Raw genomic sequence first — 15,027 nt, 5'->3', positions numbered from 1 at the left:
AGCTCTGGGGGGCGCCATGATCAGGTCGATTGTCGTGTGCAACTTGCACCAACAGATGGTGCGGGAGCTTGGGTGCCTGCTCGTCAGCGACAGGATTGCCGCAGGCGGGCAACTGCCGCGCGAGGAGGTGCTGGTCGGGCGCATGAAGGTACGCCGCACCTTGCAGCAAGGGGCGATGAAGGTGCCGCCGAGGGCCTGACCGAATCGCCCGAGCGGACTGGTGCTTGCGTACGTGACGCCAGGCACTGGGACAAGTTCGACGTCGATGTGCTGGCTTGGCGCCGTACCTTGCTGCCCGCAGGGGATTTCGTCGGGAAACTGCTGGAGATGTGCGAGGCCATAGGACTCGCCAACGCTGTCACCGCCGCGCGGCGTCGCGACGACGAACAGCTGGGACGCATCGAGGCCGCATGCGATGCGATGACTGCAGAAGCCGATCCTGCTCCCGGGGCCTGCACGGAGTTGGCCTTCCGCGAGGCGTTTGCACGCCACCGGCAACGAGCCGAGGATCTCCATGTTCGCGGTGATCGGGAACGCGCTGCTCGCTTGCCACGCATCCGCCGCGTACACCGCTGGCGATGTCCGGTTTGCGCCGCCGCGCGTCGGAAACTGCTGGGCGCGATCCGCCGCCGCCAGCCGGAAGCGGCGCGTCGGGCGATGCAGGAGATGCTGGCCGGCTGGCGCGGCGACGCCGGTCGCCACGCGGGCACGGCCGAAGCGGCCTGAGCGGACCGGGCGGTGCGCCGCACGCCGGCGCCACCCGTGCTCACCGGTGGTGCGCGCGTCGCGCCCCGCGGCATCACGCCAGCGGATTGCCCTCGATCGCGCGATAGCGGAAGTCGCCCAGTCGTGCCGTCCCCTTGCCGGCGCAGTAGATGCCGAGTTTCAGGCTCAGGAAATCGCCGAACACGTTGTGGTGGATGCCGGACACTTCCATGCGCAAGGTGTGCAATTGCCAGCTGCGGCCGTCGTCGTGCGAGTACTCGAACGTCACCACGTTGTGGTCGTTGGTGAGGCGCACGCGCACGCGGCGGTTCGGCCGCCGGATGCGGGCCCAGTCCAGCTCCTGCGCGTATTCGAACGTCTTGATCGTGTCCGGCGTGAAGCCGACACCCACGAAGGCCTTGTGGTTGTAGAACAGCAGCAGTCCCGCCTCGGCATTGGCGGACGGCTCCAGCGTGAGCTCCGCCACGTAGGCACGGTCGCCCACGCCGCAGACCATCGGCGAACTGTCCACCGGCGACGTGCCTGCACCGGCCAGCTCCATGCTGCCGTCGGCACGGCGAACCCGCCGCATTTCGTCCGGGCGCGGATCGTGGAAGGACCACTGGATGCCGAACCTGTCGCTGGAAAAGTCGTCCGACAACGCGAAGCCGACCGGGCTTGCCTTGCCGCCCGAGGGTTTGCGCAGCGGTCGCGACAGGTCGCCCCCGGTGGCCACCGGCCAGCCGTCCGCCGTCCACGCCATCGGTTCCAGCAGGGTCTGACGGCCCAGCGTGCGGAAGCCGTTTTCGTAGCCGTGGTAGACCATCCACCAGTCGCCGGCCGGCCCTTCGACGAAGGTGGCGTGGCCGCGCGACCACCACGGTTCGGCGGCCGACTGCGTGCGCACGATGGGGTTGTGCGGGCAGTTCTCCCACGGCCCATGCACCGAGCGCGAGCGCGCCACGATCACCATGTGGCTGGTGGGCGGGCCGGCCGTGCCGCCCACGGCGCTGACCAGGTAGAACCAGTCGTTGCGGCGCAGAAGTTTCGGCCCTTCCGGCGCGAAGTCCTCGACGATCCAGTCCTGCGGGTACTGCCATGGCGTGTAGGCATGCACGAGTTGTCCGTCGGTGGCCAGGCCGTCGTCGCGCAGGCGGATCATGCGGATGCCGTTGACGAACAGGTAGCGCCTGCCGTCCTCGCCGACCACGTGCGCGGGGTCGATGCAGCCGGGGATGCCGAGGTCGACCGGCTCACTCCACGGGCCGGTGATGCGTTCCGCCGCGATCGCGAAGATCGACCAGTCGCCGCCGGACCGTTGCGCCGGCAGGTAGATGTAGTAGCGGTTGCCGTGCTTGCAGAGATTGACCGCGAAGACGTTGCCCATCGGCTTGTGCAGGGCGGTCGCGATCGGCGTCCAGCCGACCAGGTCGGTCGAGTGCCAGATCGCCAGCCCCGGCGAAGCGGCGAAGGGCGTGAACGTCATGTAGTAGTCGTCGCCGTCCTTGAGCACGGCGGGATCGGGGTGATCGCCGGACACGATGGGGTTGCGGTAACTGCCGTCGCCAAGATCGGCCTTGCGCTGGCCCTCGATGCCTTTGTCCCAGTGCAGACCGGAGTCGGCGCATCGCTGGCCGGGATCGGCTTTCGCCATCCGCGCCAGTGGTGCGGCGATCGCACCCGTCGCCATGGCCTTGAACAGATTTCTGCGCGCAAGGTTCGGCGCGACGGCGGTGGTCGGGAGCGTGCCATCGCTTGCCGCGTCGAGGTGGTCGGTGGGTTTCTTCATGGCGTGTCCGTGGCGGTACGGATGGCGTAGACGAAGGCCGCAGGGCCGGCGGGACGCGAACCGACATGGAGCACCAACCCTTGCCCGGTGCTTTGCCAGCGCACCGGCGTGGACGAACCCAGCAGGCGCACGTCCTGCACGCGATCGGTCGGCTTGATGCTGCGGATGGTCACCGTGCCGTCGGCTGGCCAGCCGAATTCGATGGCGTACAGCAGGTCCTTGTTGCGGGTGAAGCGGAAATCGTCGGCGGTCCAGGGCTTGGCCAGTTGTTCCTTGAAGGCGCCGGCGGTCGGCGCGGTGGGGCCTTCGCCGGACACGCGCCACGGATGGCTGTCGTAGATCGCCGCCCCATTGGTTGCCAGCCATCGGCCGATTTCCAGCAGCACGGCCTGTTCCTGCGGGACGATGGTTCCGTCCGGCCGCGGGCCGACATCCAGCAGCAGGTTGCCGTTCTTGCTCACCACGTCGGCCAGCAGCTGGATGATCGAGGTGGCCGAACGGTAGCTGTCGGACTCCACGTAGCCCCAGGAGCTGTTGCTGATGGTGGTGTCGGTCTGCCACGGCGTGGGGCGGATATCGCCCAGCTGGCCGCGCTCCACGTCGAGGACGGCACTGCCGGCGGGCAGCGCATGCAACTTGTAGTTGAGTACCACGCCGTCGCGTTGCGCACCGCGGTTGTAGTAGTAGGCGAGGAACTCGGCCAGCGCGCCGCGGAATGCAGGGTGGCCCACCCACCAGTCGAGATAGATCAGGTCGGGTCGGTAATAGGCTTCCAGTTCGGCCGTGCGTGCCAGCCAGTCGTCCACGTAAGTGGGCGAAACGTAGGTCCAATCCTGCTGCAGGTCCTGGTCGCCATCCTGCACGAAGTGCGGCACGGCGGGGCCGTAGAAGTCGGCATCGGCTGGATCGTTCACGTCGGAGGCGAGCTCGCGGCCGTGATCGAAGAACCAGTCGTGCTCGGCGCGGTGCGAGGACAGGCCAAAGCGCAGGCCTTCGGCACGCACGGCTCGTTCCAGCGCCGCCACCACGTCGCGCTTCGGCCCCATCTGCGCGGCGGTCCAGCGCGACAGCTTCGAGTCGTACATCGCGAAGCCGTCCGAATGTTCGGCCACCTGCACCACATAACGCGCGCCGGCCTGCTTGAACAATCGGGCCCACGCCGCGGGATCCCAGTGCCGTGCCTTGAAGCCGGCGATGAAGTCCTTGTAGCCGCGATGCGTCAATGGGCCATGGGTGTCGAGCTGGTGGGCGTGCTCGCGCGTCGTGCCGTCGTACATGTTGCGCGGGTACCACTCGTTCGCGAACGCCGGCACGGCGTAGACGCCCCAGTGGATGAAGATGCCGAACTTCGCGGCACCGAACCAGGCCGGTGCCTGGTATTGCGCGAGGGAGATCCAGTCGGGACGAAACGGCCCGATGGCATCGCCTTGTGCGACTTCGGCCAACAGTGCCTTGCGCTCGGGTGCGTAGCGCGCCGTGGCGCGCTGCCAGGCCTGATCCATCTGCGCCGGGCTGAGTGTCTGCGCAGTGGGAGCATCGGATTGGCTGCCGGGCTGTGCGGCCCATGCCGACGAGCCGGCCATAACGCATGCGGAAAGCAGACATCCACGAAGCAGGGAGGGATGCACTCTGCGTGGAACCCTGGCATGCGGGAAGAACGACATGGAATGTCCTGTCGAAGGGGCCACCGAACGCTAGCAGCAAGCACACGCCAGCGAGGCGGGATGTGCGAACGCATACGAAGAAACGTTAGCGTCGACTGCTGATTTCGCAATTGTCGCCTCGGCGACGCCATTTCACGATCCGCTCAAGCAAGCGGGCTTCCACGAAGTCCGCTGCAATCGGTTCGACATGCCATGCCAGCGTTTCCGTCGGTTTGTGCGTCGTCCCCGCGCGCGCCGGTTCCCATCGGCACATGCGTCCCCCCGCACGTGCCGATGTTTTTTTTGTTCATCGGGTCGCGTCGAACCAGGTGGCGGCACGGCATGCCAGCGGCTGCAGGAGGCGAATGCTCCGCAGGTGCGACGGCGTGCCGCCAGGCACCCGGTTGGTGCTTGTTACGGTGCCGTGTCGTCCACCGCGGCCAGCCCCTCCGCATCGCGGGGAGCCCCTTCGCCACCTTGCAGCCCTTCGGCGTACTGGCGCGGCGTGCAGCCGAGCTCGCGGCGGAACACCGCATACATGTACTGCAGCGAAGTGAAGCCGCTGCGCACGGCCACGTCGGCCAGCGGTACGGTGGTGTCGACCAGCATCCGCTGCGCGGTCTGCAGCTTGTGGCGCAGGATGGCCTGGTGGACGGTCAGCTTGAGTTCGCGCTTGAAGTGCTCCTCCAGCAGGGTGCGCGACACGCCGACATAGTCGGCGACCTGGTCGGTCTTGATGCCGAGGCAGGCGTATTGACGGATGTAGTGCTGCGCCCGCATCACGTGCTGGTTGCTCATCGGTTCGTGCCGGCTGCTTGCCTGCACGTTGATGCCCTTGGGCGGCACGATGATGCGTTGCTCGGCGAGCCGTCCGCCGTGCAGCATCTGGTGCAGCAGCCGGGCTGCGGTATGGCCCATTTCCTCGGCGCCCTGGATCACCGACGTCAGCGGAATGCGGCTGAGCAGTTGCGCGATGGGGTCGTTGTCGATGCCCACCACCGCGATCTCGGCCGGTACGGGCACGTCGGCCACGATGCAGGCCTGCAGCAGGTGGCGCGCGCGCGCGTCGGTGACCGCGATGATGCCGATGGGCTTGGGCAGCGAACGCACCCAGTCCACGATCGCTTCCTGGGCGATGCCCCAACCGCCCGCACTGGTGGGCGAGCCGCGGAACACCATGCCCTCGAGGCTGTCCGCGCGGGTCATGCCAAGGAACGCCTGCTCGCGTTCCATCGCCCAGCGGTTGCCCGGCGTGGGCGGCAAGCCGTAGAAGGCGAAGCGCTGCAGCCCCTGGTCGATGAGGTGGTCGTAGGCCAGGCGAACGAGCTTGGCGTTGTCCGTGGCCACGTAGGGAATGCCTTCCGGATAGTTCGCCGGGTCGGCGTAGGAACCGCCCACCGCGACCACCGGCAAGGGCAGGCCGCACAGCGTCTCGCCGACGATGGGATCGTCGAAGTCCGCGATGATGCCGTCGCCGCGCCAGTGGTGGATGCCCACGGTGCGGCAGCGGAAATCCTCTTCCATGAACAGGTCCCACTCGACGCGCGTGGACGTCAGGTATTGCCCGATGCCCGTGAGGACGTGACGGTCATAGACCTTGTTCGCGTTGAAGAGCAGGGCGATGCGGTGAGGTGATGGCATGGATACCACGATCTGCTGCGACGGCATCTACCGGATTGGATCGACGATACCTGCTGGGGCGGCCGCGTACATGCGGCATTGCGGCACGGAAAATGACCTGCGCGATGACGGATTTCGCAATTGCGGCGCCGCAACGCCGAACGCAGCATCTCAAGCGAGGCGCAGCGCGATCGGCGCGGACCCGGCCGCCTGTCGCGCCGCCACGGATCGTGCGACGAGTGGCCGCCGACTGCGACACGACGGCGACTGGCCTGTATCCGGATTCCTGAGAAGGGTAGGTGTCTTGAAAGATTCGACGAGGAATGCCGCACCGGCCAGCAGTGACGCCGCAGAGGGCCGCAGGCGGGCAGCTGCATGACCGTTGTCGTCGGCCTCGACATCGGCACCCAGAGTGTCAAGCTGCTCGCCTACGACGCCGATCGTCGCCGCATGCTTGCGGTTCGCGGCCAGCCGCTGGCACTGGTCGAAGGGCCCGACGGCAGCCGCGAGCAGCATCCCCAATGGTGGCTTGAGGCGGTTCGGCAATGTTTCGCGGATCTCGATGCCGCCCTGCGTGCACGCGTCGTGGCGATCGGGGTTTCCGGCCAGCAGCACGGTTTCGTCCCGCTGGACGCGGCGGGCGAGGTGCTGGCGCCGGCCAAGCTGTGGTGCGACACCAGCAGCTGGCGCGAGTGCGACGAGATCATGGCCGCGGCAGGCGGTTACCGGCAGTGCATCGCGCTGGCGGGCAATCCCGTCCTGGCGGGCTACACGGCTTCCAAGCTGCCGTGGACGCGCAAGCATCGTCCGGACGTCTATCGCCGGCTCGCGGGCATCCTGCTGCCGCACGACTACATCAATGCCTGGCTCACCGGCGAACGCTGGATGGAATGCGGCGACGCCTCGGGCACCGGCTGGCTGGACGTGCGCAGGCGCTGCTGGTCCCCGGCGATGCTCGCGGCCACCGATGCGGAGCGCGACCTGTCGCGCTGCCTGCCGCCGCTGGTCGACGCGCATTTCAGTGCGCCCATCGCACCCGCCATCGCCGATGAACTGGGTCTGCCGCACGCGGTGCGCGTTTCGGCCGGCGGCGGCGACAACATGATGGCGGCGATCGGCACCGGCAACGTGCAGCCGGGCGTGCTCAGCGTGAGCCTGGGCACCTCGGGCACGCTGTTCGCCAGCGCCGATCGCCCGGTGGTGGATGCGGAGGGGCTCTGGGCGGCGTTCTGTTCGTCCACCGGCGGCTGGCTGCCGCTGGTGTGCACGATGAACTGCACTGTGGCCACGGGGCGTGTCGCCACCGCCTTCGGCTTCGAGGCCGGGGAGGGCGATGCACTGGTCGAGCGCACGTCGCCGGGCGCGGACGGTTTGCTGATGCTGCCGTTCTTCAATGGCGAGCGCACGCCCGACCTGCCCACCGCGCGCGCCAGCCTGCATGGCATGACACCGGGCAACTTCACCCGCGCGAATGCCTATCGCGCGGCGATGGAGGGTGCGACCTACGCGTTGCGCCACGGCCTGGACGCCTTGCGCACCGCCGGCCTGGATTTCGGGACGATCCGTCTGACCGGCGGCGGGGCGAACAGTGCGCCGTGGCGGCAACTGCTGGCCGACGTGTTCGAACTGCCGGTGGAGATACCCGCGGAAACCGAGGGCGCCGCCTTTGGTGCTGCCTTGCAGGCGTTGTGGGCATGGCGCTGCGATGGTGGCGACCAGGGCTCCATCGCCGAGCTCGCGCGCGAACACGTGGCGCTGGACGCGACGCGCGCGGCGCAACCCCGGGCGGCGAACGTGGCCGCATACCAGGAGCCCTACCGGCAGTTCCTTGCATTGCTGGCGGCCGAGCAGCATGCCCATGGCCGGCTCGCCGGCGCCGCTCCTTCCGAACTTTCCCCATGACGCAACCCGCAGAGGCAACGCATTCCATGAACACTCCCTTCGTCGGCAAGCGCGAATATTTCCGCGGCATCGGCCGCATTCCCTACGAGGGGCGCGAATCGGACAACCCGCTGGCGTTCAAGCACTACGACGCGAGCCGGAAGATCGGCGACAAGACCATGGCCGAACACCTGCGCTTTGCGGTGTGCTACTGGCACAGCTTCTGCAATGCCGGCCATGATCCGTTCGGACCGGGAACGCGGCGCTATCCCTGGGATGCCGGCGATACGCCGATGGCCCGCGCCGAGGCGCGCATGGACGCCGCCTTCGAGTTCTTCACCAAGCTGGGCACGCCGTACTACTGCTTCCACGACATCGACATGGCGCCCGACGCCGACGACGTGGCCCAGTACGAGCAGAACCTGCGGCACATGGTGGCGCTGGCGAAGGAGCGCCAGCAGGCCACCGGCATGAAGCTGCTGTGGGGTACCGCCAACCTGTTCAGCCATCCGCGCTACATGAACGGCGCGGCCACCAACCCCGACTTCGCGGTGGTGGCGCGCGCGGCGGTGCAGATCAAGGCCGCGCTGGAGGCGACGGTGGAACTGGGCGGCAGCAACTACGTGTTCTGGGGCGGCCGCGAAGGCTATGCCTCGCTGCACAACACGCAGATGAAGCGCGAGCTGGAACACTTCGCGCGCTTCCTCGCGATGGCGCGCGACTACGGCCGCAGCATCGGCTTCAAGGGCAACTTCCTGATCGAGCCCAAGCCGATGGAGCCGATGAAGCACCAGTACGACTTCGACTCGTCGACGGTCGCGGGTTTCCTCAAGGCCCATGGCCTGGAGCGGGATTTCAAGCTCAACATCGAGGCGAACCACGCCACGCTGTCCGGCCACACCTTCGAGCACGATCTGCAGGTCGCGTCGGATCACGACCTGCTCGGCAGCATCGACGCCAACCGCGGCAACGCCCAGAACGGCTGGGACACCGACCAGTTCCCCAGCGACCTCTACGACACCGTGGGCGCGATGCTGGTGGTGCTGCGCCAGGGCGGGCTGGCGCCCGGTGGACTGAACTTCGACGCCAAGCTGCGCCGCGAATCGACCGACGCCGAGGACCTGTTCATCGCCCACATCGGCGGCATGGACACCTTCGCGCGCGGCCTCGAGGTGGCGCATGCGCTGCTGACCCGTTCACCGCTGGAACAGTGGCGCACGGATCGCTACGCCAGCTTCGACACGGGCGACGGTCGCGCGTTTGCCGAAGGCCGGCTGGGCATGGAAGACTTGCGCGCCCACGCGGTCGCGCATGGCGAACCCGTCCAGCGCAGCGGCAAGCAGGAGCGCTACGAGAATCTGGTCAACCAGTTCCTGCTGCGCGCGTAATCGGGCGCGCCGCTGGCGGCGAGGCGGGGAGGGCGGGGCTTGGGGGCCCCGCGCGCAGACTAATGAGGGGAGCCTTTCGTGGACATGTACAGTGCGACGCTTGATGCCACCGGACCGCTGGAGCGGACGGAAAACACGCGGCTGATCGTGCAGATCAGCTGCGTGGCCACCTTGGGTGGATTCCTGTTCGGCTTCGACAGCGGCGTGATCAACGGTACGGTGGACGGCCTGAAGCTGGCCTTCCACTCCAATGCCGCCGAGATCGGCTTCGAGGTGGCCTCGATGCTGCTGGGCTGCGCCGTGGGCGCGTTCTTCGCCGGACGCGCGGCCGACTACCAGGGGCGGCGCACGGTGTTGATCGCCGCGGCGATCCTGTTCCTGTTCTCGGCGCTGGGCGCCGGCGCCGCACACGACGTGGTGTTCTTCGTCCTCGCGCGCCTCACCGGCGGTTTTGCAGTCGGTGCAGCCAGTGTGATCGCGCCGGCCTACATCGCCGAGGTGGCGCCGGCGCGCTACCGCGGGCGCCTCGCCACGATGCAGCAGGTGGCCATCATCAGCGGCCTGTTCTGCGCCTTCCTCAGCAATTACCTGCTGGCCAGGGCGGCGGGCGCGTCCACCGAGGCGCTGTGGTTGGGGCAGAGCGCATGGCGCTGGATGTTCTGGATGCAGGTGCTGCCGTCGGCGCTGTTCCTGGTCACGCTGCTGTTCATTCCGGAAAGCCCGCGTTTCCTGGTGATGCGCAAGCGCGAGACGGAGGCGAAGGCCGTGCTGGTGCGCCTGTACGGCGAGGAGATCGCGCGCACGAAGCTGGGCGAGATCGGCACGTCGCTGGCGCAGGACCGCCATCGCCCCCGGCTGTCCGACCTGGTGGACAAGGCCACGAAGCGCATTCGCCCGATCGTGTGGGTGGGCATCGGGCTGGCGGTGCTGCAGCAACTGGTGGGCATCAACGTGGTGTTCTACTACGGCGCCGTGCTCTGGCAGGCGGTGGGCTTTTCCGAGAGCGATGCGCTGCTGATCAACGTGGTTTCCGGTGCGCTGAGCATCGCCGCCTGCCTGGTGACCGTGGCGCTGGTGGACCGGATCGGCCGCAAGCCGCTGCTGTGGATCGGTTCGCTGGGCATGGCGGTGGCACTGGCACTGGTCGCCTGGGCGTTCGCGCATGCGCACATGGATGCCGCCGGCAAACTCGGGCTGCCGCCGCCGATGGGCACGCTGGCGCTGGTCGCGGCCAACGTCTACGTGGTGTTCTTCAACATGTCGTGGGGCCCGGTGATGTGGGTGATGCTGGGCGAGATGTTTCCGAACCAGATCCGCGGTTCCAGCCTGGCGGTATCCGGCGCCGCGCAGTGGATCGCCAACTTCGCCATCACCATCAGCTTCCCGCTGCTGCTGGTCGGCATCGGCCTCGCGCCCACCTACGGCATCTATGCAGTGGCTGCGGCGCTATCGACGGTGTTCGTGCTCTGCTATGTCAAGGAAACGCGGGGCAAGGAACTGGAGCAGATGTAAAGACATTGGGATCAGCCTAGTTCCGATTGATTTCAGCTGCAGCAGCCATCCCTATGGGCGTGTTGAAGACCGCCCAAAGTCGCACGGCCAGTACGCCGGTGGTTTGGAAATAAACCTCTTTTGAGTACTGCAGGGCGCCTCTCCTGCAACGGGAGATGGCATTCGCTGCACACCCACAGGCGGGCCGGCGGGAACAGCGTCAGCATCATCGCGAGTGGCTGAAGAGCCTCCCCGCGCACGTGCCCGACTCTGATCGCACCACGCCGCAGGGAAATACCCGAGGTCTTGCCTGGCGATTCGACAACGAAGACGGGCGGCGCCAACCGATTTCTCGCGTGGTGCCGGCTGCACGGCAATGGTGCAAGCCGAAGAAAGCCGCACCAAAGCGGGTGCACTCCGCTGCCCGGTCAGCTCCAAAAAATCTGCCAATCCCCCGTTTTCATGGTGGCGCTTGCGCTGGCATGCGTGTTGCTACGCAACATTCCAGGCGGACAGGGATGTGTGCTGCGCGACAAGGTGCAGGAGGCGATTCGTCATCTACGGGCGGAGATGCCATGTCGGACAAGGCGACTCGGATCGAGCTGTTCCAATGGCGCACGCCCCAGATGCGTGCGTTCCACCTGAGTTGGCTGGCGTTCTTCGTGTGCTTTTTCGCATGGTTCGCGGTGGCGCCGCTGATGCCGCTGGTGCGGGAAGAGTTCCGACTCAGTCCTGACCAAGTCGCCAACATCACCATCGCCGCCGTGACAGCGACCATTTTCGGGCGCCTGCTGATCGGCCCGCTGTGCGACCGACTGGGTCCGCGGCGCACCTATGCGGGTCTCTTGCTGCTGGGCTCTGTTCCAGTGTTCGGAATGATGTTGGTGCAGGGCTATGCATCGTTCCTGCTCGTACGTCTGGCGATCGGCGCGGTCGGCGCAGGCTTCGTGATCACGCAGTACCACACGTCGGTGATGTTTGCGCCCAACGTGGTGGGCACCGCAAATGCAACCGCGGCCGGTTGGGGCAATGCAGGCGGCGGCGCGGCGCAGGCGGCGATACCACTGCTGCTGGCCGGCGTGCTTGCGCTAGGCGTTGGGCACCATCTCGCCTGGCGCATCGTCATGCTGCTGCCCGGGGTGCTGATGGTGATCGTGGGCGTCCTGTACTGGAAATTTGCCCAGGACACTCCGGAAGGTGATCGCCACGGACAGGGTGCGCAAAGCTTCGCTGCAGGCCGCGGCAAGCAGGGCGGCTGGGCAACGCTCCGCCAGGCGGCCGGCAACTACCGGGTGTGGATGCTGTTCGTCACCTATGCCGGCTGCTTCGGCATCGAGCTTTTCGTGCACGGCGTGGCGGCCTCGTATTACGTCGATCGTTTTGGATTGGACCTGCGCGGCGCGGGCCTCGCCGTCGGCGGGTTTGGCTTGCTGGCCCTGTTCGCGCGGGCGATGGGAGGCATGGCGTCCGATCGACTGGCGCGCAGGCATGGCCTGGCGTCCCGGGCGCGACTCCTGTGTGCGCTGATGTTCTGTGAAGGCATCGGGCTGCTGTGGTTCTCAAGCGCGCAAGGCGTGGCCATGGCGGTGACGGCGATGCTGGCTTTCGGCATGTGCCTGCACATGGCATGCGGGGCGACCTATGCGCTCGTACCTTTTGTTGATCGCAAGGCGCTGGGTGGCGTGGCGGGCATCATCGGTGCCGGCGGCAACGTCGGCGCCGTTGCGGCCGGGTTCCTGCAGAAATACATCGGTTCGGTGCAGCACACCTTCACGGTGCTTGGCGGCTTCGTGATCGCCGGTTCGCTGTGCGCGCTCGCCGTGCGCTTCAGCCGCGAACACGTAGCCAGCGAGGAGCGCCGGTACCAGGAGGCCTTGCAGCAGAACTGGCTGCTGCAACCGCGAGAGCTATCGACGGATTCCACGGGGAGGTCATCGACATGACGACGCGACTTGTCGTGGTGGGCAACGGCATGGTGGGGCACAAGCTGCTGGAGGAGCTCGCGGCCCTGCAGCCGCCGGATCTGGAGATCACCGTGCTCGGCGAGGAGACGCGGCCGGCCTACGACCGCGTGCACCTGTCGGAGTTTTTCTCCGGCAAGACCATGGATGAATTGTCGCTGGTGGCGCCCGGCTTCTTCGAGCAGGCCGGCATACGACTGAAGCTGGCGACGAGCGCGACGGGCATCGACCGCGCGATGAAGCGCATAACGACCAGTGACGGCGACGTGCTGCCTTACGACAAGCTGGTGATCGCCACCGGCTCCTCGCCGTTCGTGCCGCCGATTCCGGGCAACGATCGCCCGGGTTGCCTGACCTACCGCACGCTGGACGACCTGGATGCGCTGTCGGCATGGGGCGGCCAAGCCAAGCACGGTGTAGTGGTCGGCGGTGGCCTGCTTGGCCTGGAGTGCGCCAAGGCGTTGCGCGACATGGGGCTGGAAACGCACGTGGTGGAATTCGCCGCGCGCCTGATGGCGGTGCAGGTGGACGACAGCGGCGGACAGATGCTGCGCAGGGCGATCGAGGATCTGGGTCTGGTGGTGCATACCGGCCGCAACACGCAGCGCATCGTCGATGGCGAAACGCGGCGCCATCGCATGGAGTTCGCCGACGGCAGCCATCTGGAAACCGACCTCATCGTGTTCTCCGCCGGCATCCGCCCGCGCGACGAGCTGGCCCGGCAGAGCGAGTTGGGCGTGGGCCAGCGCGGCGGCATCATGGTGGACAATTTCTGCCGCACGCGCGACCGCGACGTCTACGCCATCGGCGAATGCGCGCAGTGGGGCGGCAAGGTGTTCGGCCTGGTGGCACCGGGCTACGACATGGCGCGGGTGGTGGCCAAGCACATCTACGCGCTGCAGGCTCGCCGGCCGGCGCCCGACCTGCCGGAATTCGCCGGCGCGGACATGTCCACCAAGCTCAAGCTGATGGGCGTGGACGTGGCCAGCATCGGCGACGCGCACGGCGCCACGCCGGGCAGCTTCAGCTACCAGTTCAGCGACGAACGCCGGCAGGTCTACAAGAAGCTGGTCGTGTCGGAGGACGGCAAGCGCCTGCTCGGCGGCGTGCTGGTGGGCGATGCGGCCGAGTACGGCTCGCTGCTGCAGATGATGCTCAACGGCATGGAGTTGCCGGAGTCGCCCGAGTCGCTGATCCTGCCTGCAGGCGACGGCAAGGCCAAGCCGGGGCTGGCGCTGGACGCGTTGCCGGCATCGGCGCAGGTGTGCTCGTGCAACAACGTCAGCAAGGGGCAGTTGTGCGAGGCAGTGGCGGCTGGCGCCACCACGCTCGACGCGTTGAAGCAGGCGACGCGGGCCGGTACCAGTTGCGGCGGCTGCGTGCCGCTGGTGACGCAGCTCATGAAGGCGGAGCTGGCGCGCGCCGGATTGGCGGTGAACAACCACCTGTGCGAGCACTTCGCGCATACGCGGCAGGAGCTTTATCACCTGGTTCGCGTGGAGCGCATCCGCCGCTTCGACGAGCTGCTGGCGCGGCACGGCCGGGGGTTGGGTTGCGATATCTGCAAGCCCGTGGCCGCCAGCATCCTGGCCTCGTGCTGGAACGAGTTCGTGCTGCAGCAGGAGCACGCCGCGCTGCAGGATTCCAATGACTACTTCCTCGCCAACATCCAGAAGGACGGCAGCTATTCGGTGGTGCCGCGCATGGCCGGCGGCGAGGTGACGCCGGAGGGGCTCATCGCGATCGGGCAGATCGCGCGCAAGTACGGCCTGTACACCAAGCTCACCGGCGGCCAGCGCGTGGACATGTTCGGCGCGCGGCTGGAGCAGTTGCCGTCGATCTGGGAGGAGCTGATCGCGGCGGGCTTCGAATCCGGCCATGCCTACGGCAAGTCCGTGCGCACCGTGAAGTCCTGCGTGGGCTCCACCTGGTGCCGCTACGGCGTGCAGGATTCGGTGCGCCAGGCGATCGACCTTGAGCACCGCTACAAGGGCCTGCGCTCGCCGCACAAGCTGAAGTTCGCCGTCTCCGGTTGCACCCGCGAATGTGCCGAGGCGCAAAGCAAGGACGTCGGCGTGATCGCCACCGAAAAAGGCTGGAACCTCTACGTGTGCGGCAACGGCGGCATGAAGCCGCGGCACGCCGAGCTGCTGGCCGGCGACCTCGACACGGAAACCCTGGTCCGCTACGTCGACCGCTTCCTGATGTTCTACATCCGTACTGCCGATCGCCTGCAGCGCACCAGCGTGTGGCGCGACAACCTCGAAGGGGGCATGGATTACCTGCGCGCGGTCGTCATCGACGACACGCTGGGCATCGCCGCCGAGCTGGAGGCGGAGATGAAGCGGGTGATCGACAGCTACGCGTGCGAGTGGAAGAAGGCCGTGAGCGATCCGCAGGTGCGCCGTCGCTTCCGCCACTTCGTCAACAGCGAGGCGGCCGACGACAACGTGGCCTTCGTGCCCGAGCGCGGACAGATCCGACCCGCCACGCGGGAAGAAAAACGCAGCCGGCTGGAGCGCATCCCGGTCGTGGTCGAGACGGAGTGA

The 15,027-nt window shown here is 67.4% G+C and carries 11 protein-coding genes; 8 read left to right on the top strand and 3 right to left on the bottom strand.

Annotated elements, in window-relative coordinates; translation table 11 throughout:
• The first annotated feature begins 16 nt into the window (after positions 1–16).
• Together AB7878_RS04000 and AB7878_RS03995 are read left to right on the top strand one after the other, a co-directional pair.
• On the top strand, positions 17–199 hold the full coding sequence (locus AB7878_RS04000; RefSeq protein WP_369493111.1) for a hypothetical protein: 183 nt from the start codon (positions 17–19) through the stop codon (positions 197–199).
• 89 nt (positions 200–288) lie between these two features.
• A complete protein-coding gene (locus tag AB7878_RS03995; protein WP_369493110.1) occupies positions 289–726 on the top strand; it encodes an FCD domain-containing protein in 438 nt (145 codons plus the stop codon).
• A 73-nt stretch (positions 727–799) separates the two neighbouring features.
• On the opposite strand, the gene AB7878_RS03990 is transcribed toward AB7878_RS03995, so the two are convergent.
• The 3 genes from AB7878_RS03990 to AB7878_RS03980 form a co-directional block, all read right to left on the bottom strand.
• A complete protein-coding gene (locus AB7878_RS03990; RefSeq protein WP_439653819.1) occupies positions 800–2,395 on the bottom strand; it encodes a family 43 glycosylhydrolase in 1,596 nt (531 codons plus the stop codon).
• 95 nt (positions 2,396–2,490) lie between these two features.
• The gene (locus AB7878_RS03985; protein WP_439653764.1) at positions 2,491–4,158 is read right to left on the bottom strand and encodes an alpha-L-fucosidase; all 1,668 of its coding nucleotides are present in this window, start codon (positions 4,156–4,158) and stop codon (positions 2,491–2,493) included.
• A gap of 393 nt (positions 4,159–4,551) precedes the next feature.
• Positions 4,552–5,778, bottom strand: coding sequence for a XylR family transcriptional regulator (locus tag AB7878_RS03980; RefSeq protein WP_369493108.1), 1,227 nt, complete (start codon positions 5,776–5,778; stop codon positions 4,552–4,554).
• Between AB7878_RS03980 and AB7878_RS03975 the strand changes: the two genes are divergently transcribed.
• The 6 genes from AB7878_RS03975 to nirB all read left to right on the top strand — a co-directional run bounded on the left by AB7878_RS03975 (position 5,777) and on the right by nirB (position 15,027).
• Positions 5,777–6,136, top strand: coding sequence for a hypothetical protein (locus AB7878_RS03975; protein ID WP_369493107.1), 360 nt, complete (start codon positions 5,777–5,779; stop codon positions 6,134–6,136). The genes AB7878_RS03980 and AB7878_RS03975 overlap by 2 nt on opposite strands.
• A complete protein-coding gene (xylB, locus tag AB7878_RS03970) occupies positions 6,133–7,659 on the top strand; it encodes a xylulokinase (protein ID WP_369493106.1) in 1,527 nt (508 codons plus the stop codon). The genes AB7878_RS03975 and xylB overlap by 4 nt, the downstream gene beginning before the upstream one ends.
• Positions 7,660–7,685: 26 nt before the next feature.
• A complete protein-coding gene (gene xylA / locus AB7878_RS03965) occupies positions 7,686–9,026 on the top strand; it encodes a xylose isomerase (RefSeq protein ID WP_369493105.1) in 1,341 nt (446 codons plus the stop codon).
• An 84-nt stretch (positions 9,027–9,110) separates the two neighbouring features.
• Positions 9,111–10,538, top strand: coding sequence for a sugar porter family MFS transporter (locus AB7878_RS03960; protein ID WP_369495715.1), 1,428 nt, complete (start codon positions 9,111–9,113; stop codon positions 10,536–10,538).
• Positions 10,539–11,092: 554 nt separating this feature from the next.
• The gene (locus tag AB7878_RS03955) at positions 11,093–12,460 is read left to right on the top strand and encodes an MFS transporter (protein ID WP_369493104.1); all 1,368 of its coding nucleotides are present in this window, start codon (positions 11,093–11,095) and stop codon (positions 12,458–12,460) included.
• On the top strand, positions 12,457–15,027 hold the full coding sequence (nirB, locus tag AB7878_RS03950) for a nitrite reductase large subunit NirB (protein WP_369493103.1): 2,571 nt from the start codon (positions 12,457–12,459) through the stop codon (positions 15,025–15,027). The genes AB7878_RS03955 and nirB overlap by 4 nt, the downstream gene beginning before the upstream one ends.

This window comes from Rhodanobacter humi (genome assembly GCF_041107455.1).
Classification (GTDB): Bacteria; Pseudomonadota; Gammaproteobacteria; order Xanthomonadales; family Rhodanobacteraceae; genus Rhodanobacter_A.
Note: the sequence above shows the minus strand (reverse complement) of the source record. Positions and strands in the feature narration are given on the sequence as shown.